General features: G+C 69.5%; 23 protein-coding genes. 10 read left to right on the top strand and 13 right to left on the bottom strand.

Going from position 1 to position 26,235, the window contains the following annotated elements; genetic code table 11:
• Positions 1-10: 10 nt before the first annotated feature.
• The 9 genes from pstA to PKE84_RS02190 form a co-directional block, all read right to left on the bottom strand.
• Entirely contained in the window at positions 11-1,096 is a 1,086-nt protein-coding gene (gene pstA / locus PKE84_RS02230) for a phosphate ABC transporter permease PstA (RefSeq protein WP_271175559.1), read from the bottom strand.
• A complete protein-coding gene (gene pstC, locus PKE84_RS02225) occupies positions 1,096-2,043 on the bottom strand; it encodes a phosphate ABC transporter permease subunit PstC (RefSeq protein ID WP_271175558.1) in 948 nt (315 codons plus the stop codon). Before pstC ends, pstA begins: the two co-directional genes overlap by 1 nt.
• Before the next feature lie 111 nt (positions 2,044-2,154).
• Positions 2,155-3,249 (bottom strand): phosphate ABC transporter substrate-binding protein PstS, encoded by a 1,095-nt coding sequence (gene pstS / locus PKE84_RS02220; protein WP_271175557.1) that lies wholly within the window; start codon positions 3,247-3,249, stop codon positions 2,155-2,157.
• Positions 3,250-3,356: 107 nt separating this feature from the next.
• Positions 3,357-6,503 carry a DEAD/DEAH box helicase gene (locus tag PKE84_RS02215; RefSeq protein WP_271175556.1) on the bottom strand — a complete coding sequence of 1,049 codons (3,147 nt, stop codon included), beginning with the start codon at positions 6,501-6,503 and terminating at the stop codon, positions 3,357-3,359.
• Positions 6,504-6,555: 52 nt separating this feature from the next.
• Complete coding sequence (locus PKE84_RS02210; RefSeq protein WP_271175555.1) at positions 6,556-7,491, bottom strand: NUDIX hydrolase; 936 nt, start codon at positions 7,489-7,491, stop codon at positions 6,556-6,558.
• A complete protein-coding gene (locus tag PKE84_RS02205; protein WP_271175554.1) occupies positions 7,488-9,686 on the bottom strand; it encodes an RNA degradosome polyphosphate kinase in 2,199 nt (732 codons plus the stop codon). The genes PKE84_RS02210 and PKE84_RS02205 overlap by 4 nt, the downstream gene beginning before the upstream one ends.
• Positions 9,687-9,962: 276 nt before the next feature.
• Complete coding sequence (locus PKE84_RS02200) at positions 9,963-11,417, bottom strand: HNH endonuclease signature motif containing protein (RefSeq protein ID WP_271175553.1); 1,455 nt, start codon at positions 11,415-11,417, stop codon at positions 9,963-9,965.
• Between the two features lie 269 nt (positions 11,418-11,686).
• Positions 11,687-12,715, bottom strand: coding sequence for a GNAT family N-acetyltransferase (locus tag PKE84_RS02195; RefSeq protein ID WP_271175552.1), 1,029 nt, complete (start codon positions 12,713-12,715; stop codon positions 11,687-11,689).
• Entirely contained in the window at positions 12,684-13,376 is a 693-nt protein-coding gene (locus PKE84_RS02190; RefSeq protein WP_271175551.1) for a response regulator transcription factor, read from the bottom strand. Before PKE84_RS02190 ends, PKE84_RS02195 begins: the two co-directional genes overlap by 32 nt.
• 86 nt (positions 13,377-13,462) lie before the next feature.
• On the opposite strand from PKE84_RS02190, the gene PKE84_RS02185 reads away from it, so the two are divergent.
• From PKE84_RS02185 to ygfZ, 3 genes are all read left to right on the top strand, one after another.
• A complete protein-coding gene (locus PKE84_RS02185; protein WP_271175550.1) occupies positions 13,463-13,774 on the top strand; it encodes a hypothetical protein in 312 nt (103 codons plus the stop codon).
• Between the two features lie 172 nt (positions 13,775-13,946).
• A complete protein-coding gene (locus PKE84_RS02180) occupies positions 13,947-14,543 on the top strand; it encodes a nitrobindin family protein (protein ID WP_271175549.1) in 597 nt (198 codons plus the stop codon).
• Positions 14,543-15,724, top strand: a complete 1,182-nt coding sequence (ygfZ, locus tag PKE84_RS02175) for a CAF17-like 4Fe-4S cluster assembly/insertion protein YgfZ (RefSeq protein ID WP_271175548.1) — start codon at positions 14,543-14,545, stop codon at positions 15,722-15,724. Before PKE84_RS02180 ends, ygfZ begins: the two co-directional genes overlap by 1 nt.
• 180 nt (positions 15,725-15,904) lie before the next feature.
• Here ygfZ and PKE84_RS02170 read toward each other — a convergent pair whose 3' ends face one another.
• Complete coding sequence (locus tag PKE84_RS02170) at positions 15,905-16,753, bottom strand: class I SAM-dependent methyltransferase (protein WP_271175547.1); 849 nt, start codon at positions 16,751-16,753, stop codon at positions 15,905-15,907.
• A 36-nt stretch (positions 16,754-16,789) separates the two neighbouring features.
• Here PKE84_RS02170 and PKE84_RS02165 point away from each other — a divergent pair, with 36 nt between their 5' ends.
• A complete protein-coding gene (locus PKE84_RS02165; RefSeq protein WP_271175546.1) occupies positions 16,790-17,539 on the top strand; it encodes a phosphoglyceromutase in 750 nt (249 codons plus the stop codon).
• Positions 17,540-17,601: 62 nt separating this feature from the next.
• Complete coding sequence (locus PKE84_RS02160; protein ID WP_271175545.1) at positions 17,602-18,261, top strand: 2'-5' RNA ligase family protein; 660 nt, start codon at positions 17,602-17,604, stop codon at positions 18,259-18,261.
• Positions 18,262-18,572: 311 nt separating this feature from the next.
• Here PKE84_RS02160 and PKE84_RS02155 read toward each other — a convergent pair whose 3' ends face one another.
• Positions 18,573-19,478 carry an RNA polymerase sigma-70 factor gene (locus tag PKE84_RS02155; protein WP_309297480.1) on the bottom strand — a complete coding sequence of 302 codons (906 nt, stop codon included), beginning with the start codon at positions 19,476-19,478 and terminating at the stop codon, positions 18,573-18,575.
• A 229-nt stretch (positions 19,479-19,707) separates the two neighbouring features.
• On the opposite strand from PKE84_RS02155, the gene PKE84_RS02150 reads away from it, so the two are divergent.
• Positions 19,708-21,048, top strand: coding sequence for an FAD-binding oxidoreductase (locus tag PKE84_RS02150; RefSeq protein ID WP_271175544.1), 1,341 nt, complete (start codon positions 19,708-19,710; stop codon positions 21,046-21,048).
• Between the two features lie 60 nt (positions 21,049-21,108).
• Here PKE84_RS02150 and phoU read toward each other — a convergent pair whose 3' ends face one another.
• Positions 21,109-21,765 (bottom strand): phosphate signaling complex protein PhoU, encoded by a 657-nt coding sequence (gene phoU / locus PKE84_RS02145; RefSeq protein WP_271175543.1) that lies wholly within the window; start codon positions 21,763-21,765, stop codon positions 21,109-21,111.
• Positions 21,766-21,956: 191 nt separating this feature from the next.
• Between phoU and PKE84_RS02140 the strand changes: the two genes are divergently transcribed.
• Together PKE84_RS02140 and PKE84_RS02135 are read left to right on the top strand one after the other, a co-directional pair.
• Entirely contained in the window at positions 21,957-23,111 is a 1,155-nt protein-coding gene (locus PKE84_RS02140) for a sensor histidine kinase (RefSeq protein ID WP_271175542.1), read from the top strand.
• On the top strand, positions 23,108-23,791 hold the full coding sequence (locus tag PKE84_RS02135; RefSeq protein WP_271175541.1) for a response regulator: 684 nt from the start codon (positions 23,108-23,110) through the stop codon (positions 23,789-23,791). Before PKE84_RS02140 ends, PKE84_RS02135 begins: the two co-directional genes overlap by 4 nt.
• Positions 23,792-23,874: 83 nt before the next feature.
• Here PKE84_RS02135 and PKE84_RS02130 read toward each other — a convergent pair whose 3' ends face one another.
• Entirely contained in the window at positions 23,875-24,363 is a 489-nt protein-coding gene (locus tag PKE84_RS02130; RefSeq protein ID WP_271175540.1) for a hypothetical protein, read from the bottom strand.
• Between the two features lie 177 nt (positions 24,364-24,540).
• Here PKE84_RS02130 and PKE84_RS02125 point away from each other — a divergent pair, with 177 nt between their 5' ends.
• Together PKE84_RS02125 and ispD are read left to right on the top strand one after the other, a co-directional pair.
• Positions 24,541-25,023 (top strand): CarD family transcriptional regulator, encoded by a 483-nt coding sequence (locus PKE84_RS02125; protein ID WP_021763858.1) that lies wholly within the window; start codon positions 24,541-24,543, stop codon positions 25,021-25,023.
• Positions 25,024-25,034: 11 nt separating this feature from the next.
• Entirely contained in the window at positions 25,035-26,195 is a 1,161-nt protein-coding gene (ispD, locus tag PKE84_RS02120; RefSeq protein ID WP_271175539.1) for a 2-C-methyl-D-erythritol 4-phosphate cytidylyltransferase, read from the top strand.
• Positions 26,196-26,235: the final 40 nt, after the last annotated feature.

Genomic DNA, 26,235 nt, shown 5'->3' with positions numbered 1-26,235 from the left:
CGGTGACGGCTCAGCGGCCGTACTTGGGGGCGAAGGCTTTGGCGATGATGCGGGCGACGAGGTTCAGCAGCATCACGATGATGATCAGGGCGAGCGCGCCGGTCCAGGCCCGGTCGATGGACGCCTGCGCGTGCAGGCCGGCCGCCTGCGTGTACTGCGTGTACACGAACACCGGAAGGGTCATCATCCGGTCGTTGAACAGGTCGTAGTTCATGCTCGTCGTGAAGCCGGCGACGATCAGCAGCGGGGCCGTCTCGCCGATCACGCGGGCGATCGAGAGCATGATGCCCGTGGTCAGACCGGCGAGGGAGGTCGGGAGCACGATCTTGAGCACCGTGAGCCACTTCGGCACGCCGAGTGCGTAGGACGCCTCGCGCAGCTCGTTCGGCACGAGCCGCAGGATCTCCTCGCTCGAGCGCACGACGACGGGGATCATCAGCACCGAGAGGGCGATCGACCCCATGAAGCCGCTGCGCACGCCCGGTCCGAAGAACAGGGCGAACAGCGCGTAGGCGAAGAGGCCGGCGACGATCGACGGGATGCCCGTCATGACGTCGACGAAGAAGGTGATGCCCCGGGCGAGCATCCCGCGGCCGTACTCGACCAGGTAGATCGACGTGAGCAGACCGATCGGCACCGAGATCAGCGCCGCCATGAGCGTGATCAGCAGGGTGCCGACGATCGCGTGCAGCGCGCCGCCGCCATCGCCGATCACGTTTCGCATCGACTCCGAGAAGAACTGCAGGTCGAAACGGGCGAGGCCGCTGACGATGACCGTCCAGCCGAGCGAGATGAGAGGGAGGAGCGCGATGATGAACGCCGTGGCCACCAGGGAGGTGACCAGGCGGTCCTTCGCCTTGCGCGAGCCCTCGACGAGCAGCGACGTGAGGTAGATCACCACGTCGAACAGCACGGTGCCGAAGAAGATCGCGCCGACGATGTTGAAGTCCTTCGTCGCACCGCTGGCCGCGAGGATCGCGAAGATCGCGCCGAAGACGATCCAAGAGCCGACCAGCATCATCCACGCCGAACCGCGGGGGAGCTTGCCGGCCGTGAGCGAGTTCGTCATCGGCCGGTTGAGCGTCGCAGTGGTCATCAGTTCGCTCCAGAGAATGCCTTGCGGCGGTTGACGATGTACCGGGCCAGCGTGTTGATGAGCAGCGTCACCACGAACAGCACCAGACCGGATGCGATCAGCGCGTTCACGGAGACGCCGGTGGCCTCGGGGAACTGGAGCGCGATGTTGGCCGCGATCGTGTTCGGACTCTGCGCCTGCAGCACCGCGAACTTCACGATGAGCGCCGGGGAGAGCACCATCGCGATCGCGAGGGTCTCGCCGAGCGCGCGGCCGAGGCCGAGCATGATGGCCGAGATGATGCCCGAGCGGGCGAACGGCAGCACGGCCATCCTGACCATCTCCCAGCGGGTGGCACCGAGGGCGAGGGCCGCCTCCTCGTGGAGACGCGGCGTCTGCAGGAAGACCTCGCGGCAGATGGCCGTCATGATCGGGATGACCATCACGGCGAGCACGATCGCGGCGGTGAGGATGGTGCGGCCGGTGCCGGAGATGGGCGGCGCGAAGAGCGGGATCCAGCCGAGGTTCTCGCCGAGCCACACGTAGAACGGCTGCACGAAGGTGGCGAGCGTCGCGATGCCCCAGAGGCCGAAGACGACCGAGGGCACCGCGGCGAGGAGGTCGATGATGTAGCCGAGGGTCTGAGCGACGCGCCTCGGTGCGTAGTGCGAGATGAAGAGCGCGATGCCGATCGAGAGCGGCGTCGCGATGATCAGGGCGAGCAGGGCCGCCCAGATCGTGCCGAACACGAGCGGCCAGACGAAGGTCCAGAAGTTGGTCGCGTCGTTGGGGAGGGTCCCCGGCTTCGCGAAGATCGCGGGAAGGCTCTGGACGACGAGGAAGATCGCGACGGCCGCGAGCACGGCCAGGATCAGGGATCCCGCTACGACGGTGCTGGAGGAGAACACACGATCGCCGAGGCGGATCTTCGCCTTCGGCTTGATGGCACCTGCTGTTCCGGCGGTCATTCCTGTTTCTCTCGTCGGGTTCGGGTGGGGTGATGCGGGGGCGCTGCTGGGTGGTGCGGGAGCACCGCTCGGCCCGGGCTCATTATCAGCCCAGGCCGAGCGGCGACGGAACTACTTGATGGTGGCGACGGCCTTGCTGACCTTGCTCGCGAGGTCGCTCGACAGCGGCGCGGAACCGGCCTGCTCGGCGGCGGCCTTCTGGGCGGCGTCGCTCACGATGTAGTCGACGTAGCCCTTGACGAGGTCGGCCTTGGCCGAGTCCTTGTACTCCTGGCACGCGATCACGTAGCTGACCAGGACCAGCGGCCAGGCACCCTTGGTGGTGTCCTTGCGGTTGATCTGGATGGCCAGGTCGTTGGCCTCGCGGCCCGAGGCGATCGGCGACGCAGCGACGACAGCGGCAGCACCGTCGGCGCTGATCTTCTCGAAGTTGTCGCCCACCTTGAGCTGCGCGATGCTGAGGCCGGCCGAACCGGACTCGTCGATGTAGGTGATCGAGTTCTTGGCGTTCTTCGTGGCGTCCGCGACACCCGAGGTGCCCTTGGCGGCGTCACCGACCTGGAACGGGAACGTCTGCCCAGCCGGCTTCGTCCACACCTCGGGGGCGTTGGCCGCGAGGTAGTCGGTGAAGTTCTGCGTGGTGCCCGAGTCGTCGGAGCGGTGCACGACCGTGATGTTCGCCGAGGGGAGCGTGGCGCCGGAGTTCAGAGCCGCGATCTTCGGGTCGTTCCAGGTCTTGATGGCGCCCGAGAAGATGCCGGCGATGGTCGCGGCGTCGAGCTTGAGGTCCTTCAGGCCGTCGACGTTGTACGCGACGGCGATCGGGGAGATGTAGACGGGGAGGTCGATGCCCTTGGAGCCCGCGGCGCAGCCGGCGAAGGTGCTGGCCAGCTCGGCGTCCTTGAGTGCGGCGTCGGAGCCTGCGTAGTCGGCGGCACCCGAGATGAAGCTGGTGCGGCCGGCGCCGGAACCCTGCGGGTCGTAGTTGATGGTGACCTTGGGGTTGTCCTGCTGGAAGCCGGCGATCCAGGTGGTCTGCGCGGTGCCCTGGGCGGACGAGCCGATGCCGTTCAACGTGCCAGAGAGGTTCGACGGGGCGGCCGAGGTGGTCGCCGGGGTGCTGCCCTCGTTCGACGCACAGGCCGTGAGGGAGATGGCGGCAGCGGCCAGGATGGCCAGAGGAGCGCCAAGACGCTTGAGTTTCACAGTTGTCCCTTCCGGGGATCAGTAACAACAGGACGGGGTCGGTGCGACCCGCGTGTGACGCTATTCCCGGTGTCTGACCAGAGTCCCCCGCACTGGTAAACGGAAGGTTAACGAGACGTGTGCTCTTGGGTGCCTTCTGTGCCGGCGTTCAGGGTATTCGCGGACTCCGCGGCCTCGCGATCCCGCGGCGGCCTTGGCCGTGCGCGCGGCAACCTGGCGGTCCCGTCGTCGAGCAGCTCCCGGATGTCGTCCGCCGTCAACGCCGCGTCGAACATCTCGCCGTCGTCGAGCACCGCATCGAACAGCCGGGACTTCTTCGCCTTGAGCTCCATCACCTTCTCTTCGATGGTGCCTGCGGCCACGAGCCGGTAGACCATCACGCGCTTCGTCTGGCCGATGCGGTGCGCGCGGTCGACCGCCTGGTTCTCCACAGCCGGATTCCACCAGGGATCGAGCAGGAACACGTAGTCGGCCTCGACCAGGTTGAGGCCGAAGCCGCCCGCGCGCAGGCTGATCAGGAACACGGGCGCCTCGCCATCCCGGAAGCCGTCGATCACCTCCGCGCGGCGACGCGTCGAGCCGTCGAGGTACACGTGGTCGATGCCGTGCTCGGTCAGTCGTTCCGAGACCTTCGCGAGATAGGTCGTGAACTGACTGAAGACCAGCGCCCGGTGTCCCTCGGCCAGCACGTCGTCGAGCTGCTCGAGCAGGGCGTCGATCTTGCTCGACGGAACGTGCGCGAACTCGCCGTGGGGCCGCCCCTCGTCGTCGACCGTGTCGATGAGCGACGCATCGAGGCTGAGCCGCCGGAGCAGGGTGAGTGAGCGCAGCACGTTGAACCGCTGGCGGTCGAGATCGTCGACCAGGTCGAGGATCTTCTGGCGTTCCCGCTGCAGGTACGCGTCGTAGAGGCGCCGGTGCGCGGGCGCGAGCTCGACCGACAGGGTCTGCTCCTGCTTCTCGGGCAGTTCGGGCGCGACGTCGTCTTTGGTGCGGCGCAGCATCAGCGGCCGGATGCGGCGCCGCAGCGTCGCGAGGCGTCGTTCGGCCACCTCGTCGGCGGCCTCGATCGGCCGGGCGTAGTGCAGTGCGAACCGGTGGACCGGCGGGAGCAGCCCCGGCGCGACGATCGCGAGCAGCGCCCACAGCTCGAGCAGGTCGTTCTCGAGCGGCGTCCCCGTGATCGCGAGCTTGAACGGGGCATCCAGGTCGCGCGCGCAGCGATGGATGCGCGACGTGCGGTTCTTGACGAACTGCGCCTCGTCGAGGATCAGGCCGGACCAGCGCAGGGCGCGGAACCGGTCGAAGTCGAGCCGGAACACCGCGTACGACACGACGACCATGTCGGCTCCGGCGGCTGCGGTCGCGAGGGTGCGCCCCGCCTTCTCGCGACCCGACACCGTCACCACGGACAGCTGCGGAGCAAAGCGGGCCGCCTCGCTCACCCAGTTCGACACCACGGAGGCGGGTGCCACGACCAGGAACGGGGTCGTGAGTGCGGTGCCCGCGGCTTCTGCCTCTTCCTTCGCGCGGGCGATCAGCGCCAGCGTCTGCAGCGTCTTGCCGAGCCCCATGTCGTCGGCGAGGATGCCGCCCAGTCCCTGGCTCCAGAGGAAGTGCAGCCAGCGGTAGCCGGTCTCCTGGTACGGACGGAGCGTCGCCTGCACGGGCGGGAGCGGTACCGCGCGCACCACCTCGGGCGTTCCGGAGCCATCCTGCGCGGCGAACGCCAGCAGCCCCTCCACCGCGGTGCGCCAGCGCGGGTCCTGCTCCGTCTCGTCGGCGAGCTCCTCGAACTCGCTCCACACCGCGGCCTGAGAACGGCTGAGCCGGAGTTCGCCCGTCTCCCATTCGGGGAACGTCGCCGCGTCGTCGATGAGCTCGCGCAGACTCTGGAAGACCGGGCGATCGAGCGTGAGGTACGAGTTGTCGACGAGCAGCACCTTCTTCGCGCCGCGGGAGAGCGCGCGGAACAGGGGAGTGAACGGAATCGTCCGCCCCTCCACCGTCACCACCACGCCGAGGTCGAACCAGTCCGTGCGCTCGCTCTCCTTCGCGGTGATCGTGAGCTCCGGCACTCCGTCGAGTTCGCGGTAGTCCGGCCGGTGGCCGCGTTCCTCGACCGTGAGTTCGCGCAGCCGCACCAGCTCGGGCAGCACGTGCTCCGTGAACGCCGCCGCGTCGAGACCGCGGAGCGTGTCCGGCGTGCCGGGCACCAGCGGGCCAGGCACCACTGCCGCCGCCGTCGCGAGCACCTCGGCCTCGGCGACCTCGTCGTGGAAGGTCTCCGCCCCATCGGGCGTCCCGACCGGGCGACGCGAGGTCGACCTGCCCGTGCGGTAGACCCACTCCCAGCTGAGTTCGACGCTCTGGCCCGCGCGGTGCTGCACGACCAGGGTCAGCCTGGGCGGAGCGATCGCCGGGAACGCGACCGAACCATCCGGGCTCGCGATCCGCACCGTCTGCCGGAGCCGGGGGTAGGCATCCGAGAAGAACTCCGCGACGCCGGCCGCCGGGATGCTGATGGACCGCCGATCGAGGAGCCGCTGCTGCTCGATCGTGAGCCCGCCGGCGACCGGGGCGAGCACGATCGACGGCGGCGACGACGGCGATCCCTCCCACTCGACCGCGTACAGCCCGTGGTCCGCGATGCGTCCCACCCGATCGACCGGATGCACGTGCCCGTCGATCGTCGCCGCCGTCGACAGCTGCACGCCGCCATCCGTCGTGCGCGTGGCGTCGAGGGAGATCGAGCCGTCGCCCGCGACCCGCACCATGCCGTTCGCCTTGCTCGTGACGAGCTCGACGCCGGCCGCGCCGGCCTCGGCGAGGAGGTTCCAGAGCAGCGGGCTCTCGTAGTCGTCGAGCAGGATGCGGTCCCTGTCCTGCGCGTAGCCGGGAGGCGTCGACGGCCGGAGCGCGGCGAGCTGGCTGAACCACGCCGTCTGGCGTCGGTCGATCGACAGCCGGTGCACGTGGAACTGCAGCGTCCCCCAGCCGATCCCCGACGTCGTCCAGCGCCCGGAGCTCCCGAGCACCGCCGGACGGACCGCGAGCACGAGCGGCTCCGTCGAGCCCGGCGTCGCCGTCACCGTCGTCGGCGCCGAGTGCTGCCACCGTTCACTGGGCTTGCGGGTGCGCTGCCGCACGTCGAAGTGCAACGCCACGCGGCCGCCTCCCGTCTGCGGCCCGGAAGGGTCCGGGCGCGAGAGGCCGGCGAGCGTGTCTTTCCAGGACGGGTCGGCGGAAGGCACCCGTCCAGACTCTCACGTGCGGCGGACATCCGACGCGGGCCGCCATCCGGCGTCAGGCGATCGGCGAGTACGTCTCGATCGAGATGATGCCCGAGCTCGGGTTCGTCACCGAGAGGTGCACCACCGAGAATCCGCCCGTGTCGAGGTCGGCCGCCTCGTTGAGGTACGCCCCGGGCATCGTCCCCGTCGCCAGCGCGATCTCGCGCATGATCTCGGGGAGCACCGGGCCGTGGCTGCAGAGCACCGCCGTCTTGCGGGAGCGGATGCGCTTGCCGACGATCTCGCGCGCCGTGTCCTGCCCCTCCTCGTACGCTTCCTGACTGATGCCGTGATCCTTGTGCGGCTTGATCCCCGTCGCCGCCGCGATCGGCGCCACCGTGCCCACGCAGCGCACCGCGTCGCTCGTCACGATGCGGCGCGGCTGCCAGGCCAGGAGCGTCGGCACATTGCTGAACGCCTGCTTCACCCCGCGGTCCGTCAGCGGCCGGGACGCATCACTGCCGTTCCAGTCGCCCCGCGGGACCGCCTTGCCGTGGCGCAGTGCGATCAGTGCGAACGTCGACGTGATCCCCTGTCGCAGCAAGCGCGCGAACTCGTCGAGGATCTCCACATCCCGTTCGTAGGTCAGGTAGCCCCTGGCCTTCTTCACCGTCACCCATTCGATCGCCGCGATCTCACCGTTCGGCACGAACGTCGAGTGCGCGATCGCCTTGTCGCTGACCTCCGCCGCCCAGTAGTGCACGATCTTGTCGCGACCACTGCTGAGCGGATACGTCGACACCCCGAGCGGCACGCCGAGGGCGACCGACAGGCCCGTCTCCTCCTCGATCTCGCGCACCGCCGTCTGCGGCAGCGTCTCTCCGGGATCGACCTTTCCCTTGGGGATCGTCACGTCGCCGTACTTCGTGCGGTGCACCACGAGAACGACGACCTTGTCGTCCACGATGCGCCAGCACACGGCGCCCGCGGCGTAGATGGCCGAGCTCACCGCCTGGTTCCCGTGCGGGTCGAACGGGGACGGTGGCCGAGCTGCTGGATCAGCTTCGTCTGAAGGTCGTCGAGCGGTTTGCCGTTCTCGTCGAGGTGGTGACGCGTCCAGACCCCAGAGGACTCGAGCGTCCACGCCGACGTGCGCTCGTCGAACGCGCGGTCGAACAGGGCGTCGAGCTCGCGCAGGTGATCCGGATCCGTGAGCCGCACCAGCGCCTCCACGCGACGGTCGAGGTTGCGGTGCATCATGTCCGCGCTGCCGATGTACACCTGCGGGTCGCCGTCGTTCACGAACGAGAAGATCCGCGAGTGCTCCAGGTAGCGGCCCAGGATCGAGCGCACCCGGATGTTCGACGACAGTCCCGGCTCGCCAGGACGCAGACCGCAGATCCCGCGCACCCAGAGGTCGACAGGCACGCCCGCCTCGCTCGCCCGGTACAGTGCGTCGATGATCGCCTCGTCCACGATCGAGTTCAGCTTGATCCGGATGCCCGACGGCTTGCCCGCCGCCGCATTCGCCGTCTCCGTCTGGATGCGCTTGAGCAGTCCCTTGCGCAGGTGCAGCGGGGCGACCAGCAGCCGCTTGAACTTCTTCTCGATCGCGTAGCCCGAGAGCTCGTTGAACAGACGCGTCAGGTCTTTGCCCACCTGGTCGTCCGCCGTCAGCAGCCCCAGGTCTTCGTAGATGCGCGACGTCTTCGGATTGTAGTTTCCCGTGCCGATGTGGCTGTAATGCCGGAGGACGCCCTTCTCCTCGCGCACCACCAGCGCCAGCTTGCAGTGCGTCTTCAGGCCCACGAGCCCGTAGACCACGTGCACCCCCGCCTTCTCGAGCTTGCGCGCCCACGAGATGTTGTTCTGCTCGTCGAAGCGCGCCTTGATCTCCACCAGCGCCAGCACCTGCTTGCCAGACTCCGCCGCGTCGATCAGCGCTTCCACGATCGGGCTGTCGCCCGACGTGCGGTACAGCGTCTGCTTGATCGCGAGCACGTGCGGGTCCGCCGCCGCCTGCTCCAGGAACGCCTGCACACTCGTCGCGAACGACTCGTACGGGTGGTGGAGCAGGATGTCCTGACGGGCCACCGCCGAGAACACATCCGGCTTCGCGTTCGGCTCGCTCGGCATCAGCTGCGGCGCCGTCGTCGGCACGTGGTTCGGGTAGTGCAGGTCGGGCCGGTCGATCTTCGCCAGGTCGAACAGGCCGCCCAGGTCGAGCGGCGACGGCAGGCGATAGACCTCCTGCTCCGTCACATCGAGCTCGCGCACCAGCAGACCGAGCGTCACGTCGTCCATATCGTCGGTCACCTCGAGGCGGATCGGCGGACCGAACCGGCGGCGCAGCAGCTCACGCTCCAGCGCTTGGATCAGGTTCTCCGTCTCGTCCTCGTCGACCTCCACGTCTTCGTTGCGCGTCACGCGGAACACATGGTGGTCGAGGATCTCCATCCCCGGGAACAGGTCGCCGAGGTGGTTCGCGATGAGGTCTTCGAGCGGGATGAACCGCATCTGGTCGACCGTCTCGCGCTGGTCGATGCGGACGAACCGCGGCAGCATCTGCGGCACCTTCAGGCGGGCGAACTGCTCCTTGCCCGTGCGGGAGTTGCGCACCCGCACCGAGAGGTTGAGCGACAGGCCCGAGATGTAGGGGAACGGGTGCGCCGGGTCCACCGCCAAGGGCATCAGCACCGGGAAGATCTGCTGCGAGAACACCTCGCGCATCTGTGCGCGGTCCGCCTCGTCCAGCTCGGACCAGACCGCCACCGTGATGCCGGCCTCCTCGAGGGCGGGGAGCACCTGGTCGCGGTACACCTTCGCGTGGCGTGCCTGCAGCTCGTGCGCCTTCTCCGAGATGTCCGCCAGTACATCGACCGGCGCGCGGCCCACATTCGTCGGCACCGCCAATCCCGTCGCGATGCGGCGCTTGAGGCCCGCGACGCGCACCATGAAGAACTCGTCGAGGTTCGTCGCGAAGATCGCGAGGAAGTTCGCGCGCTCGAGCACCGGGAGGCTCGGGTCTTCCGCCAGTTCCAGCACCCGCTGGTTGAACGCCAGCCAGCTGACCTCGCGGTCGAGGTAACGGTTCTCCGGAAGCGTGGGGTCGGGTTCGTAGACGAACGGCGCGAAGTCGTCGTCGAAGTCACTGCCGAAGCTTCCGCTCAGTCCCGTGTCAAGGAGTGTGTTCTCGCCGTCCATTCCAACATCATTGCACCCGGCGCGAGGTAGGGGCAGCGCCCCAGGTTAACTGTGGGGAAACCCGGCGTGCCGGCCGGGCGTGGCGGCGTGGGCGGCGGCGTGCGCGCGGGCACCGGCGAGGGGTGGCCAGGGAGCGCTGCCCGGGGTGCGATGGTCGCCCTTGTGGCCGGAGGGCGCGGGTCGGGCCTGACCCCGGCGCCGGGCGCCCGCCGCCCGACGCCCGACGCGCAGGCGTGACAGCTCGGGTGTGGATGCGTGGAGGATCACCCCGCGTGGTCAGGAGGCGACGCGATCCGGGAGCGCGATGCGTCCCCCTCGTCGTGCCCGGCGGCGCGGGTCGACGTGGGGCGGCGGGATGAAGTAGGGCACGCGGTCGCGCACCTCGATCTGCCATTCGTCGTCGTGGATGCGGTGATGATGCCGGCTGCACAGGAGGACGCCGTTGTCGAGATCGGTCGTTCCGCCGTGCGCGTTCCACCAGCGGATGTGGTGGGCTTCCGTGTACGAGGGCGGATGCGGGCATCCGGCCCAGGCGCACCCGCCGTCGCGTTCGGCCAGGGCGAGCTTCTGGGCGCGGCTGAACAGCCGTCGTGCGCGACCGAGATCGAGCACATCGCCTTCTGCGCCGAGGACGACCGGGATGATGTTCGCGTCGGCGGCCATGCGCCGCACGGTGGATGCACTCAGCGGAGCTTCGACTCCGTCGATCTCCCCTCGCCCGACGCCGCTGGTGAGCGCGTCGAGGCTCATGCGCACCACGATCGTGACGGGCGGCCGCCCGGCCGTCGTCGGCTGCGTGCAGCCCGCGATGTGACGGAACACCTCGGTGGCCTCGTCGGACCGGAGCTGTTCGAGCGTGCGCGGTTCGGCGATTCCGTCGGCCCCGCTGCCGTTCGCCCCGACCGGCTCGGTGTCGCTGAAGCGGACCGTGCGCAGGTGGGCGCCGACGAGACTGTCGATGCCGCTGACGACGTAGGCCGCGGACTCCGGATCGAGGTACCAGTCGATGTGCGTCAGGCCCTCGCGCGTGGTGCGGATCGTGAGTGAGCGCCGGCGGTGCTGCAGTTGCTCACGGGGCTCGATGCCGTCGTCATCGAGCCGGTCGCGCACGTGGCCGGCGAGAACCCGCACCTCTTCGACGGTCAGATCGGGCGCGTGCTCGACGAGAAGTCGTTCCCCCGCGGAGAGGGCGTCGATGTCGCAGCCCGGCGCCGCCTTATCGAGCTCGCGAACGATCACCGCCGCCTGATCGACGCTGACCCGGCCGAGGCGCTCGAACTCGCTGGGCAACGCCATCGCGTCGTCAGTAGCCGCGTCGTCTGCAGCCGCGTCGTGTGCAGCCGCGTCGGCGATCGCGTCCGCGTGGGCGTCGAGCGCGGCGGCGAGAAACGGGTATGTGGCCGGCAGCCGTTCCCCGAGGAGACTCAGTCGCCCGCGGGTCGAGTCCCCGACCCGGCACAGCTGACGTGCTGCACCGATCGGGATGCGCCACCGCTCCGCCAGCAGCGCGGCGGCGCTGCCGTGCCCACTGGCCGTCACCGGATTGCCGTCACCGAGTTCCATGGATCGGTGAACCAGCTCTCCGGCGACGCGGACCTTGAGAGCATCCAGCACCGCTTGCATGTCGGCGAGCGTCGTCGTCGCGTTCAGCAGTTCGTCCCTGCGCAACCGCGTCGCGTCGCCGATCTGCTCGACGAGAGCGCCGAGTGCGGAGACCGGGTTGCTGGACATGACTCCATCGAACCACGGACCACCGACATTCACTCGAAGATTTTAGGCCTCTGACCAGGTTATTTTCTGTGGATAACTATCGAGTCGACCAGCCTGTGGAGGACGCTCGGTGCCGGTGCCGGTGCCGGTGCCGGTGCCGGTTCCGATGCCGATGCAGGTGCCGGTGGCGCGCGTGGTGGGGGTGCCGGTGCCCCTGCCAGCCGCTGTGACGAGCGACATCAGCGCGTGTTGCCAGTGAGTGCGATACGAGGTTGCCGCGACCGAGCCCGTCACCAGCCGGACTTCGCCTCACCAGAGTCGACAGCGCGGCGATACTGAACGTCGACGGTCTTCTCCACGAACCCGGCCGAACGGTACAGCTGCACCGCGGCCACGTTGTCCGCCTCGACGTAGAGACCGGCCGTCGTGCATCCCCGGTCGGCGAGGCGCGTCAGTCCGGCATACAAGAGGTGACGCCCGAGTCCGTGCCCGGCGAGTGCCGCATCCACGCCGAGCACGTAGATCTCACCCTCGAGAGACCCGCCATCCGACCCGGCATCCGACCCGGCATCCGCTCCAGCGCCCGGCGCCTCCACCTTCACCCAGTCGTACCCGGCGAGTCGACCCGACGCATCCCGCAGCAGGAGCACATCGCCGGCGTCGAACCAGGGCTCCGCCTGGCGGGCGTGCAGATCGCCGAGTGTGAGGCGCCCCTGTTCCGGATGCTGGTCGAAGATGCGCGCGTTGAGGGCTACCCACTCCTCGTCGTCGGGTCCGACGCGCATCGGCTCGAGGGTGAACCCCGCGGGCAGGAGAGGGATGTGCAGCCCCGCCGCGCCCGGCCCCGCGTCGCCAGGCCCGGCCGCGTCTCCCGACCCCGCCGCCGCTCCTGGCACCGGTGCCACGAGGTGCAGCAGCGTGCGGTCCAGCACGAAGCCGTGCCGTTCCGCCAGCCGCCTCGCCGCCGGATGGTCGCCGTGCGACCACGCGCTGAGGGTGCCCCGGGCGGTGGCGAGGAGACCGCGGAGCGCCTGCTCTCCATAACCCTTGCCGCGGAACAGAGGATCGATGACGAAGTCGAGCTCGCCGCGTCCGAGGATGGCGGCACCGACCGGCCGGTCGAGGGGCAGCTCCGAGTCGCCCGGCCAGAGCCTGACGATCACGGGCGAACGGCGGCCCGATTCGACGTCGAGCCGGGACTGCTCGTTGAACGGGTCGTAGCCGTCGACGTCGATGGCGGCCGCTGCGACGTCGAAGAACGCAGCGCGCTGAACGGGATCGGCGAAGTCAGGGACGAAGAGGCGAAGGGAGTCGCTCATTGTCTTCTTCGTACACGTTGAAGCGGTAGCCGACGTTGCGGACCGTACCGATCAGCGACTCGAGGTCGCCGAGCTTCGCCCGCAACCGCCGCACATGCACGTCGACGGTGCGCGTGCCGCCGAAGTAGTCGTAGCCCCACACCTCGCTGAGCAGCTGCTCCCGGGTGAACACCCGGGACGGATGCGTGGCGAAGAAGCGCAGGAGCTCGAACTCCTTGAAGGTGAGGTCGAGCTGCCGGCCGTGCGCCTTCGCCGAATAGCTGGCCTCGTCGATGGTGACGCCGGATGCCTGGATCTTCGTCTGCGAGTGCTCCTGCGTCTGCCGCCCGATCGCGAGCCGGATGCGCGCATCCACCTCGGCCGGCCCCGCGGTCTCGAGCACGACGTCGTTGACGCCCCAGTCGGCGCTGACGGCGGTGAGGCCGCCCTCGGTGAGAACGAGGAGCAGCGGCACCGTGATGCCGGTGGTCGTGAGGATCTTGCAGAGGGATTTGGCGCTCGCGAGGTCGCGACGCGCATCCACGAAGATCAGGTCGCAGCTCGGGGCGTTGACGAGCGCTGCGGGCTCCGCGGGGATCTGGCGGGTGCGATGGCTCAGCAGGGCGAGCGACGGCAGCACCTCCGCGTCTGGCGCAGAGGTGAGGATCAACAACTGCGCCACTCAAGCCTCCTGAACGTGCTGTGCGGCAATGCTACCGGAAATGCATTCGCCGCTTTCCCGCATGCGATCCGGGGCACAATGGAGGGGTGAGCGAAACGACACCCGTATCCGGCGACCAGCCTCGCCTGTCCCGTGGCGCGCGCTTCGGCAGCATCGGGGCCATCTGGCTCCTCTCCCTCGTGTTCGCCGTGATCATCGCATCGGTGTCGCACGTCGATCAGTACGCGACCTGGCTCTCGCTGGCGCTCGCGGCCTGCGTGCTGGGCGCCCTGGTGGCGCAGCTCGCCACCCAGCAGAAGGACGGCTTCGTCGACCGGCTGGCGGCGAGTGTGACGGGGGCCTTCATCGTTCTCGGGGTGACCGGTGGCATCCTGGCGATCGTCGCGGCGTCGCAGTAGGCGTCGCAGTATTCGAAGCACTCCGCACAGTAGGTAGACTCGTCAGCATGCTGGTTGCCCTCGAACTCTTCTTCGTCGGACTCCTGGGTCTGGCCTCCCTCGCCATCGCGGGCGTCTCCGTGGTGGTCGTCTACAACCTGTTCCGGGGTCAGCGCTAGGAGCGTCACGATCCATGATCGAGATCCCGACCGACCTTCCCGCCGAACTGGTCCCGCTCTCCTGGTTGCTGGGGGTGTGGGAGGGCACGGGTGTGCTCGACTACGCCGTCGATGAGGCCCACACCGAACTGGAGTTCGGTCAGCGCATCAGCTTCAGCCACGACGGTCAGCCCTACCTCAACTACTCGGCCACGTCCTGGGTCCTCGACGAGAACCACACGCCGCTGGCGGCGGAGACCGGGTACTGGCGCCTCAGTCGCACGCTCATCGAGGGGGACGCCGGACCGGCCATGCTCCCCGGAATCGGCGCCCAGCCGTTCACGACGGCCCAGTCGGTCGAGGCGCTGCGCAACTCGCACGGCGGCTTCGACATCGACGTCTCGATCATCCATCCGGATGGCGTGAGCGAGCTCTACCTGGGACAGGTGGCCGGCCCCCGCATCGATCTGGCGACGGATGCCGTGGTCCGCACCGCGGGCGCCAAGGAGTACACGGCCGCCACCCGCCTCTACGGGCTCGTCGAGAACCACCTGCTCTGGGCCTGGGACATCGCCGCGCTCGGCCAGGAGCTGCGCACGCACGCGTCCGCCCGGCTCGCCAAGGCCGAGTGATGGACTCCACCGCTTCGCCGTTCCTCTCCCTCCCCGGTGCCGTCGACACGGCCGGGATGCACGCCAGCGCCAGCACTGCCGACACACCCGACGGCGCTCCTGCCGGCTCGGGTCACGATGCCGGCATCCCCGCGCACTACGGCAACCCGCTCGGCGAGCAGCGCGCACTGGCCGAAGGGCGCGCGATCGTCGACCTCTCCGACCGCTCCGTGCTCACGATCACCGGCCCCGACCGGCTCGGCTGGCTGAACTCGCTCACCAGCCAGAGCCTGCTCGGGCTCCAGCCGGGGGAGTCGTCGGAAACCCTGCTGCTCGATGTGACCGGCCGGCTGGAGTACGCGGTGCGGCTCGTCGACGACGGCGAGACCCTCTGGATGCTCGTCGAGCGCGACGAGGCGGAGGGACTGCTCGCCTGGCTCGACCGGATGCGCTTCATGCTCCGCGTCGAGCTCGCCGACCGCTCGGCGGACCTCGCCACCATCGGAACCCTCGGCGATCCCGCCCTTCCCATCGCGGCGCCCAACGGCGTGCCGCTGATCTGGCACGACCCCTGGCATGCCGTGACACCCGGTGGCCACCAGTACGCCCAGGGCGAGCATCCCGGCGCCGATTGGTCGTACAGCGAGCGGCTGGTGCCACGGGATGCGCTGCCGTCGATCGTCACGCGCGTCACGTCGGGCGAGTTCCCGGCTGCCGGACTGCTGGCGCTCGAGGCGCTGCGGATCGCGGCCTGGCGCCCCCGGTTCGCCACCGAGGTCGACGAGAAGACGATCCCGCACGAGCTGGACTGGCTGCGCACGGCCGTGCACCTCACGAAGGGCTGCTACCGCGGCCAGGAGACCGTGGCGAAGGTGCACAATCTGGGACACCCGCCGCGGCGTCTCGTGATGCTGCACCTCGACGGGTCGGAGGGCGTGCATCCGGTTCGTGGCGCCGTCGTGTCTCTCGAGGGGCGTGAGGTCGGCGTGGTGACGTCGACCGCGCTCCACTACGAGCTCGGTCCGATCGCGCTCGCCGTGGTGAAGCGGTCGACGGATGCTGCGGCCACCCTCACGGTCGACGCCGAGGGCACGCCGGTCGCCGCCGCGCAGGAGATCGTGGTGCCGCCGGAAGCGGGCGCCGAAGCCCATGTGCCGCGCCTGCCGCGGATCGGCGCCGTCACGCGGCAGCCCCGCGGCTGACCTGCGCCTGCGCTGCCTGCGCTGCCTGCACCTCGGGCCCCGCACCTGCACCCCGTCCCACGCCCTTTCCGCCTCCGCGCACCCTCCCCGCCTCCACGCTCAAAACGAGGGGTCCCAACACGCCGCGTGCGTGAAAGCCGAGCGGCGTGTTGGGACCCCTCGTTTCGAGCAGCGGGGCGGCTACCAGGCGAAGCCGCGCGGCGCGACGGCGGCCCAGTCGACGGTGAGTTCGCCGAGGCGCCAGCGCGCGGTGCTCGCGCGCACCGGCCAGCCCGCGTCGCGCATCCCACGGGCGACCGCGATCCAGCGCTGCGTCGGTCCGTAGGCGGCGAGCGGGGAGTGCACGCGCCACAGGCGGTCGAGGTCGCGCATCAACTCGTGCACGGGCTCGCCGGGGATGTTGCGATGGATGAGGATCTTCGGCAGCCGCTCGGCCACCACCGAGGGCAGTTCGAGCTCTGCCAGCCGCAGCGAGATCGTCAGGTGCCTCGGGCCGTCCGCCGTCACGTCGACCCAGCTCGCGATGCGCCCGATCTCGTCGCAGGTGCCGTCGACGAGCACGGCGGGCGCGCGCGGGTCGCCGGGCTGCAAGCGGGTGACGAGGCGTCGCCAGGCCGGGGCGACCTCGGCCTCGTCGTACTGCCGCAACACATTGAAGGCCCGGATGATCGCAGCACGACGCCCGTCGGGCAGGGGCACCTCGAAGCCGCCCAGCGCGAAGTCGATACGGGCGTCGGGGGAGAACCCCGTACGACCCTCCCTGACGACGCGCAGCTGGTCGAGGGCTGTGCGCACGCGGCCCGGTTCGATCTCGAGTCCGAGCACGTCGACATCCGGTCGTGCCTTCGCCAGACGCTGGTGCAGCTCGAGGGCGGTGACGCCGCTGGCGCCGTACCCGAGGTCCACCACGAGCGGGTCCGACGTGCGGCGGAGCACCGGCAGAGTCGCCATCCAGCGGTCGACCCGGCGCAGGCGATTGGTGTTCGTGGTGCCGCGGGTCACCGTGCCGATCACGCCTGCCGATGCCATACGAACAGTCTCGCAAACCCCGATAGATTAGAGGGCATGTCCGCGCCTTACACACTGATCCTCCTCCGCCACGGCAACAGTGAGTGGAACCAGCAGAACCTGTTCACCGGCTGGGTCGACGTCCGCCTGAGCGAGCAGGGCGTCGCCGAAGCGAAGCGTGCGGGCGAACTGCTCGCCGAGTCGGGGCTGCACCCCGACATCCTGTACACGTCGGTGCTCACCCGCGCCATCCAGACCGCGAACCTCGCACTCGAGGTGGCCGACCGGTTGTGGATCGACGTCAAGCGCTCCTGGCGGCTCAACGAGCGCCACTACGGTGCGCTCCAGGGTCTGGACAAGGCCGAGACCCTCGAGAAGTACGGCCCCGAGCAGTTCCAGCTGTGGCGCCGCTCGTTCGACGTGCCGCCGCCCCCGCTCTCCGACGACAGCGAGTGGTCGCAGGCGCACGACCCGCGCTACGCGGGCCTGGGCGACGACCTGCCGCGCACCGAGTGCCTCAAAGACGTGATCGAGCGGATGCTCCCCTACTGGGAGTCCGACATCACGGGCGACCTGGCGGCCGGCAAGACGGTGCTCGTCACCGCCCACGGCAACTCGCTGCGCGCCCTGGTGAAGCACCTCGACGGCATCTCCGACGACGACATCGCCGAGCTGAACATCCCGACGGGCATCCCGCTGGTCTACCGGCTCGGTGAGGACTTCGCGCCGATCGCCCCCGGTGAGTACCTCGACCCCGAGGCCGCTGCCGCCGGCGCCGCGGCCGTCGCCGCGCAGGGCAAGAAGTAGCGGCAGCAGCCACGAATCACAGCTTCGTCGTCGTCGCGTTCCTCTCGGAGCGCGGCGACGACGTGTTTCCGGCCTCGGACTGGCCGCCGCATGTGACCGTCGTCCCGCCGTTCGAGACCGAGCTGTCGGCGGATGCGGTGGCCGCCCTGTTCCCGCCGGCGCGCCCGATCGCGGTGCGGGTCGGGGAGCCGGAGCTCTTCGGATCCCGGCGCACGGTGCCCGTGCTGCTGGTCGAGCCGTCGGACGCGCTGGCGGCGCTACACGTCGCGCTCGTCGACGCTCTGGAGGCGTCCGGCGCGCGCATCGGCGACGTGCGGCACGTGCGCGACGGGTACCAGCCGCACATCACGGTGCGGCGTGCGGCGGCGGTGCGTGGTGCGGCGGGTGAGTCGGGCGGCGCGGCGGGTGAGTCGGGTGCAGCGTGGGAGTCGGGTGCGGCGGGGCAGTCGGGCGCGGCGGCGGAGTCGGGCTCGGCGGGGCAGTCGGGCGCGGCGGCGGAGTCGGGCACGGCAGAGCAATCGGGCACGGCAGAGCAATCGGGCGCGACGGGTGCGGCGAGCGAGGCCGGTGGGGCGGATGCCGCGAGCGAGGCCGGTGGGGCGGATGCCGCAGCCGTGCATCCCGGAGCGCAGCTCGTGCTCGGCGCCCTCGCGCTGGTCGACCGCGCGCCGGAGGGCGAGCGCGGCTCCCGTCGCGTCGTCGCGCGCGTACCGCTCGCCTGACGAACGGCCCGAATCGCGGAACTCTTCCCGACTCGACTCGACCCGATGCGTTGAGTGAAGGTGGTCCGAATCGAGTCGGGGCTTAATCACGCTCCCGGCCGAAATCGCGGGACTTTTCCCCGACTCGATCCGGCCCGGCCCGACCGGATGCGCTGGGCGAAGGTGGTCAGAATCGAGTCGGGGCTTAATCACGTTCTCGGGTGGAGACGCGGGACTTTTCCCCGACTCGATGAGCGGGATCGTTGAGCAGGGGCGTTGAGCAGGGTCGGGCGAGCGCAGCGCGGCGGCGAGCGCAGCGCGGCGGTGAGCGGTCAGCGGCGCAGGGCGGTCTCTCTCTGCATGTGCGACAGCTTCTCCGGGTTGCGCACGGTGTAGAGGCCGGCGATGCGCCCGTTCTCGATCCGCACCGTCAACACGCCCTCGAGCCCGTCGCCTGAACGGAGCACGAGGGCCGGCCGGCCGTTCACCTCGACCGCCCGCACCGACGTCGCTGCGCCGCCGATCCGCGTCAGCAGCGTGACCACGGCGTCGGCTCCCTCGATCGGCACCAGGCTGGCCTGCACGACGCCGCCGCCGTCGCCGAGCAGCACGACATCCGGCGCCAGGATGTCGAACAACCCTTGCACATCACCGCCCGAGACCGCCCGCTGGAACGCGTCGAGCACCGCCCGCGTCTCGGCGGCCGACACGGCCACACGCGGACGCCGGGCCGCAACGTGCTCCCGAGCCCGATGCGCGATCTGGCGCACAGCCGCGGGGGACTTGTCGACGGCGTGCGCGATCTCGTCGTAGTCGACGTCGAACACCTCACGCAGGACGAAGACGGCGCGCTCGGCCGGAGTGAGCGTCTCGAGCACCAGCAGCATCGCCGTCGAGACGCTCTCGGCGAGCTCGACGTCGTCGGCGACGTCCGGGCTCGTGAGCAGCGGCTCGGGCAGCCACGGCCCGACATACAGCTCCTTGCGGCGATCGAGGGCCCGGATGCGGGTGAGCGCCAGGCGCGTCGCGATCCGCACCAGGTAGGCGCGCTGGTTCTCCACGATGTCCTGGTCCACTCCCGACCAGCGCAGCCAGGTCTCCTGCAGCACGTCTTCGGCGTCGGCGGCGGAGCCGAGCATCTCGTAGACGACCGTGAACAGCAGATTCCGATGGGCGACGAACGCGTCGAGGGCCGCATCCGGCGCGCTGTTCATCGCGCCGCGCTCCGACGCAGGCACTGCGTTTCCACGCTCCGACGGCGTCCCCGCCATGTGCCACCCCACTTCACTCTCCAACTGTGTCACTCATGAGACGCCGAACGCATCCGTTTTGTGACACGCAGTCTGCGACAGGCGCTCGGCGCTCACCGGTCCGCGACAGGCGCAAAGGGTGCCGGATGTCACAGCACGGCGGCACCCGGCGTCCTATGGATGACCCGGAAAATCCCGTCAGCAGAAGGAGACATCCATGAGCTCAGTGCTCGAAACCATCGGTCGCGACTTCGGTGGCGACATCATCGAACCGGATGCGGCAGCCTACGAGTCGGCGCGTCGCACCGTCCTGGCGTCCGGAAGCCCGGCGTACGTGTTCCGGCCGGAGAGCGTCGCCGACGTGCAGGCGGCCGTGCGCTTCACCGCGCAGACCGGCCTCGCGCTGTCGGTGCGCGGCGGCGGCCACGCCTTCGCGGGATTCGGCACGAACGACGGCGGAGTGGTGATCGACCTGGGCCGGCTCGCGGCCGTGGAGGTCGTCGACGGCGAGCGTCACGTCGTGCGGATCGGCGGAGGAGCGACCTGGGGCCAGGTCGCCGACGCTCTCGCCCCGCTCGGTCTCGCCATCTCCTCCGGCGACACGAGGAGCGTCGGGGTCGGCGGGCTGACGCTGTCGGGCGGCATCGGCTGGAAGGTCAGAAGATACGGACTGGCCCTGGACAACGTGGTCGCCGCCGAGGTGGTCACGGCAGCGGGCGAGCTCATGCGGGCGAGCGCCGACGAGAACGCCGACCTGTTCTGGGCGCTCCGTGGTGGCGGCGGAAACCTCGGGATCGTCACCGCGTTCGAGTTCGCCGCGCATCTGACGACCGCGGTGTTCTCGGGCATGATCGCCTTCCCCGCCGCCGAAGCAGATGGCGTGCTCCAGGGCTGGGCGGACTACCTCCGCACGGCCCCGGAGGAGCTCACGTCGACCGCGGATCTCGCCAATCCCTTCGCCGGCGGCGCGGATGCCCCGGTGACGATCCACGTCGTGTTCGACGGTGACGACCCGGAGCTCGCGGCAGAAGCGCTCGACCCGATCCGCCGGCTCGGCACGGTGATCGCCGACGATGTCGCCCTGAAGCCATACGCCGAGATACTCGTCGAGGGCGCGACGCCGCCTCCTGGCATCCGGTTCATCACCCGGAGCGCGTTCGCGGATCCGGAGTCGGTGCCCGAGGTGCTGCGGACCCTCGTCGACATCGGGTCGACGGCAGGGTCGCCCTTCATCGCGGTGCGCAGTCTCGGCGGCGCCGTGTCACGTGTGCCCGAGGACGCGACCGCCTACGCCCATCGCCGGGCGGAACTGATGGTCGTGACGACCATCGCGGGACCGGCGCCGGTCGTCGACGCGGCGCGTGCGGGCTTCGACGCGGCCTGGACGAGGCTCACTCCGCTGGTCGACGGCGCCTACGCGAACTTCCTCAGCTCGGCCACCGACGAGGATGTGCACGCGATCTACCCGCCGGCGACCTACCGACGGCTCGTCGAGGTCAAGCGGAAATACGACCCCGAGAACCTGTTCGCCGGCAACCACAACGTGCGGCCGGCGTAACAAGAGGGACGGGACCAGCGGGAGCGGCAGGAACCGCAGGAGCGGCGCCGGGGCGGGCGCTCAGGACGCGAGTTCGGGCGCCCAGTCCCCGGTGCCGAGGTACTGGACCTTCTTGGCGATCGAGACCGCGTGGTCGGCGAAACGCTCGTGGTAGCGGGAGGCCAGGGTGGCGTCGACCGTGTCGACGGCCTCGCCCTTCCAGGTCTCGCCGAGCACCTTGTCGAAGACGCTCACGTGCAGCTCGTCGATCTCGTCGTCTTCGTTGCGGATCTCGTCGGCGAGGGCCAGGTCCTGCGTGCGCAGCAGCTCGGCGAGCTTGGTCGCGATCAGCACGTCGAGACGCCCCATCTCGGCGAAGGTGCTGCGGAGGCTCTTCGGAACGACCTTGTCCGGGAAGCGGTAACGCGCGAGCTGGGCGATGTGCTCGGCCATGTCGCCCATCCGCTCGAGCGAGGCGCTGATGCGCAGCGCGCTGACGACGATGCGGAGGTCGCGGGCGACAGGCTGCTGCCGCGCGAGGATCTGGATGGAGAGCTCGTCGAGCAGAACCGTGAGCTCGTCGATCTTGTTGTCGTTCGCGATGACCTCTTCGGCCAGGCTGACGTCGGACTTGTTGAAGGCCTGCGTCGCATTCTGGATGGAGATGACGACGAGTTCGGCGATCTCCACCAGACGATCCTGAACTTCTCGCAGCTCCTGCTGGAATACTTCGCGCATGGGGTGTGGTCCTTCCTGGCGTGCGTGCGCACGCAGAATGCGGGGCCTTCTGGCCCTGCTCAGCATGTTCCCTTCGTCAGGTTAACGAACGGTGCCGTACGCCTGAACACTGTCTAAAGTACCCGCGAAACTGCGGGCTTCGGTGCGGGATGCGTCGTTCGCGCCCGTTCGGGATGCGTACTCTTGGATTCATGGACTCCGCCTGGTTGGTGCTGCTGTCTCTGGCACTCGGCCTCGCAGTGGGCGCCGGATTCGTCTGGCTGCTGCACATCGCCGCGCGCCGGGGCGACCACGCCGTTCAGGTGGCGAGTCCGACAGTGCCGGATGGCGTGGATCAGGTGCTCGACGCGCTCGAGTCCGCGGGCGTCGTGCTCGACCCGTCGAACAATGTCATCAAGGCGTCGCCCGGAGCGCATTCGATCGGTCTGGTGTGGAATGGCGCGCTCGTGCATCCGCATCTCGTCGAGCTCGTCGACCAGGTGCGGCGCAACGGGGAGCCGATCACGGAGGACTGCGAGCTCGCCCGCGGACCGTTCGGCGACGCGAGCATCTACCTGAGCGTGCGCGTGGCACGGCTCGGGACCCGGTACGTGCTGCTGCTGGCCGAGGACCGCACGGAGTCGTTCCGGCTCGAGACGGTGCGCCGCGACTTCGTGGCGAACATCAGCCACGAGCTCAAGACGCCGATCGGCGCGGTCGGCCTGCTCGCCGAAGCGCTCGACGACGCGTCCGACGATCCCGACCAGGTGCGCCGGTTCGCCCACCGCCTCACGGAGGAGTCGCACCGCCTGGCCCGGATCACGCAGGACATCATCGAACTCAGCCGGCTGCAGGCGGCCGACGCCTTCACAAACGCCGAGCGGGTGTCGGCGAACAAGGTGGTCTCGGCCGCGCTCGACCAGAACCGGGTGGCGGCGGAGGCCCGCGGCATCGAGCTGGCGGTCAAGGGCGACAAATCCGCCCAGGTCATCGGCGAGGAGGCCCTGCTGGTGACCGCGGTACACAACCTCGTATCGAACGCCATCCAGTACTCGCCGGACGACTCGCGTGTCGGCATCGGCGTGCGCACCATCGACGGTGTCGTCGAGATCGCCGTGACCGACCAGGGAGAGGGCATCCCCGAGGACGACCTCGACCGCGTCTTCGAGCGGTTCTTCCGCGTCGACCAGGCGCGCTCGCGCCACACCGGAGGCACCGGCCTCGGTCTCGCGATCGTCAAGCACGCCGTTCAGAACCACGGCGGCGAGGTGCGCGTCTGGTCCCAGCCCGGCCGCGGGTCGACTTTCACCATCCGGCTTCCCGAAGCATCCAGCGTCGCTCGTCCCCCGATAGGAGAACCCACGTGACATCGATCCTGCTCGTCGAGGATGAGGCATCCCTCAGCGAACCGCTCGCCTACCTGCTCAAGCGCGAAGGCTTCGAAGTGACGGTGGCCGAGGACGGACCGACCGCCATCGCCGAGTTCGACAAGGGCGGCACCGACCTCATCCTGCTCGACCTGATGCTCCCCGGCATCCCGGGAACCGAGGTGTGCCGCGAGATCCGCACCCGGTCGTCGGTGCCGATCATCATGCTGACGGCCAAGGACTCCGAGGTCGACATCGTGGTCGGCCTCGAGCTCGGCGCCGACGACTACGTGACCAAGCCGTACTCGTCGCGCGAGCTGCTGGCGCGCATCCGGGCCGTGATGCGGCGCCGGGTGGAGTCGGAGGAGATGGAGGACGACAGCGTCCTCGAGGCCGGCACAGTCAAGATGGACGTCGACCGCCACACGGTGGCCGTGAACGGCGCCGAGATCTCCATGCCGCTCAAGGAATTCGAGCTGCTCGAGCTGCTGCTGCGCAACGCCGGCCGTGTGCTGACCCGCGGTCAGCTCATCGACCGGGTGTGGGGGAGCGACTACTTCGGCGACACCAAGACGCTCGATGTGCACATCAAGCGCATCCGCTCGCGCATCGAGGCGAGCCCGTCCGACCCGAGCATGCTGGTCACGGTACGTGGACTGGGGTACCGCTTCAACGCGTGACGTTCGGAACGCCGTAGGAGTGACACGGAACGCGAAAGGGCCGGTACCCCACGGGGTACCGGCCCTTCTGCTGTCGGTGGGGCTCAGCCCTGAGCGGGCAGGATCGCCGGGGGGACGAGAGCGCTGTACTCGGGGAGCTGCCCGTCGAGCACGGGCACCTTGAGCTGGACGCCGGTCTCGTCGGCGTACTGAAAGTACACCGGGTACAGGCTGCCCGGGATCGAGGTGAAGTTGCTGAGGAAGACGTTTCCGGTGGCGGCCTCCGGCTTGCTGCCCACCTGCTTGACCTCGCCCGGCTGAACGGTGACGTACACGGAGGCAGCGGAGGAGTCGCCGGCCTGGACGGCCACACGGTGGCTCTTGGTGTCGTTGTTGACCAGGGTCATGACGAGGTTGCCCACGTCGCCGCCCTTGGTGTCGGTGACGATGATGGCGTTGCGCACGTCTATCTGGCCGACGTTGCCGCTCACTCCGTCGCTGGCGTCGTAGTGCTTCGTGGTGGCCTGCGGGGCGATGAAACCACAACCTGCGGTTCCGAAGGCGACCGCCAGAGCGAGGACGACGGATGCCACGACACGAGCTTTCACTGATGACCCTCCAGATCGTTTCCGCCGGCCATGAGAAGGCCGTGAGAGAAGCGGAATGCGATTCGAGTTTACCGTATGCGTGCGGGCGCTCAGGCGCGTGAGGGCGAACCTTAGCACGTGCCTCGTGTGGTATCCTAGTAGTTGCTGAAGGGACATCAATCTATGCTTTTCGAGGTTGGCGAAACCGTCGTTTACCCGCATCACGGGGCCGCAACGATCACCGAAGTCAAGAAACGAATCATCAAGGGTGAAGAGAAGCTCTACCTCAAGCTCAATGTGACGCAGGGAGACCTCACGATCGAGGTCCCTGCAGAGAACGTCGACCTGGTCGGCGTTCGCGATGTGATCGGCAAGGAGGGCCTCGACCGCGTGTTCGAGGTGCTGCGAGCTCCGTTCACCGAGGAGCCCACCAACTGGTCGCGCCGCTACAAGGCGAACCTCGAGAAGCTCGCCTCCGGCGATGTGATCAAGGTCTCCGAGGTCGTCCGCGACCTCTGGCGTCGTGATCAGGACCGCGGCCTGTCGGCCGGCGAGAAGCGCATGCTCGCCAAGGCACGTCAGATCCTCATCTCCGAGCTCGCCCTGGCCGAGAAGACCGACGACGAGAAGGCCTCCAGCCTGCTCGACGAGGTTCTCGCCTCCTAGGCGTCGCGTCCGTGGCCCGGGTCGCGGTGGTGGTCGTCGCCGCCGGTAATGGAACGCGCCTCGGCGCGGAACTTCCGAAGGCGTTCGTCACCCTCGCCGGGTCCACGCTGCTCGAGCGCTCGCTGCATGCCGTCGCCGGTATGCGCGAGCGCCCCGAGGTGATCGTCGTCGCGCCCGCCGAACTGGTCGCCGAGGCGCGCAGTCTCGCCGACGCGTCGTTCGGCGCTGCGGTGACGGTCGTGCCCGGCGGTGCGACCCGCCAGCGCTCCGTCGCGGCGGGGCTCGCCGCGCTCAGCGCCACCGTCGAGGTGGTGCTCGTGCACGATGCGGCCCGCGCCCTCACGCCGTCGTCGCTGTTCGATGCGGTGGTGCGCGACGTCGACCATCACGGGCACGGGGTGATCCCCGGCCTGCCGGTGAGCGACACGATCAAGCGCGTCGGCTCCGACGGCGAGATCCACGAGACGGTTGACCGCTCGGTGCTCTCCGCCGTGCAGACCCCGCAGGCCTTCCCCCGCGCCGACCTCGACGCCGCGTATGCCGCCGCGACCTCCGACGAGACCGATGACGCTGCGCTGGTCGCTGCGGCCGGGCATCCGGTGTCGGTGGTACCGGGCGACGCCCTCGCCTTCAAGATCACCACCCCGTGGGACCTGCGGCGCGCGCAGGAACTCCTCGACGCGCCGTCGACCCCGCTGCCGCGCATCGGCCTGGGGACCGACACGCACGGCTTCGACCCCTCCGCCGAGCTCTGGCTCGCCGGGCTGCACTGGCCGGGTGAGGTGGGGCTCGCGGGCCACAGCGACGGGGATGCCGTTGCGCACGCGATCACGGACGCCCTGCTCTCGGCCGCCGCGCTCGGCGACATCGGGGGCGTCTTCGGCACGAGCGACCCGCAGTTCGACGGGGCGCGGGGAGAAGTCTTCCTGAGCGAGACACGACGGCTCGTCGAGTCGGCCGGGTTCCGGATCGGGAACGTCTCCGTGCAGCTGATCGGCAACAGTCCTCGGTTCTCGCCGCGTCGCGCGGAGGCGGAGGCGGTGCTCTCCGGTGTACTCGGCGCGCCGGTGACGGTGAGCGCGACGACGACGGACGGCCTCGGCTTCACCGGCCGCGGCGAAGGCGTGACGGCCATCGCGACGGCCCTGCTGCTGCAGAGCCCCCGCGGCTGACCCGCCGTAACCGGCGGGTGGCGGTCCCGTAGGCTATTGG

This window comes from Leifsonia poae, assembly GCF_027921845.1.
Lineage (GTDB): Bacteria > Actinomycetota > Actinomycetes > Actinomycetales > Microbacteriaceae > Leifsonia > Leifsonia poae.
This window is presented reverse-complemented; position numbering and strand designations above follow the sequence as displayed.

Excerpts from the sequence above, each read along its gene's own strand:
- PKE84_RS02150 (WP_271175544.1), top strand. The coding sequence starts at position 19,708 with ATGAGCTCAGTGCTCGAAACCATCGGTCGCGACTTCGGTGGCGACATC.
- PKE84_RS02165 (WP_271175546.1), top strand. The coding sequence starts at position 16,790 with ATGTCCGCGCCTTACACACTGATCCTCCTCCGCCACGGCAACAGTGAG.
- PKE84_RS02125 (WP_021763858.1), top strand. The coding sequence starts at position 24,541 with ATGCTTTTCGAGGTTGGCGAAACCGTCGTTTACCCGCATCACGGGGCC.
- PKE84_RS02140 (WP_271175542.1), top strand. The coding sequence starts at position 21,957 with ATGGACTCCGCCTGGTTGGTGCTGCTGTCTCTGGCACTCGGCCTCGCA.
- PKE84_RS02205 (WP_271175554.1), bottom strand. The coding sequence starts at position 9,686 with ATGGACGGCGAGAACACACTCCTTGACACGGGACTGAGCGGAAGCTTC.
- phoU (WP_271175543.1), bottom strand. The coding sequence starts at position 21,765 with ATGCGCGAAGTATTCCAGCAGGAGCTGCGAGAAGTTCAGGATCGTCTG.
- PKE84_RS02180 (WP_271175549.1), top strand. The coding sequence starts at position 13,947 with ATGATCGAGATCCCGACCGACCTTCCCGCCGAACTGGTCCCGCTCTCC.
- PKE84_RS02195 (WP_271175552.1), bottom strand. The coding sequence starts at position 12,715 with ATGAGCGACTCCCTTCGCCTCTTCGTCCCTGACTTCGCCGATCCCGTT.
- PKE84_RS02170 (WP_271175547.1), bottom strand. The coding sequence starts at position 16,753 with ATGGCATCGGCAGGCGTGATCGGCACGGTGACCCGCGGCACCACGAAC.
- pstA (WP_271175559.1), bottom strand. The coding sequence starts at position 1,096 with ATGACCACTGCGACGCTCAACCGGCCGATGACGAACTCGCTCACGGCC.
- ygfZ (WP_271175548.1), top strand. The coding sequence starts at position 14,543 with ATGGACTCCACCGCTTCGCCGTTCCTCTCCCTCCCCGGTGCCGTCGAC.
- PKE84_RS02200 (WP_271175553.1), bottom strand. The coding sequence starts at position 11,417 with ATGTCCAGCAACCCGGTCTCCGCACTCGGCGCTCTCGTCGAGCAGATC.
- pstC (WP_271175558.1), bottom strand. The coding sequence starts at position 2,043 with ATGACCGCCGGAACAGCAGGTGCCATCAAGCCGAAGGCGAAGATCCGC.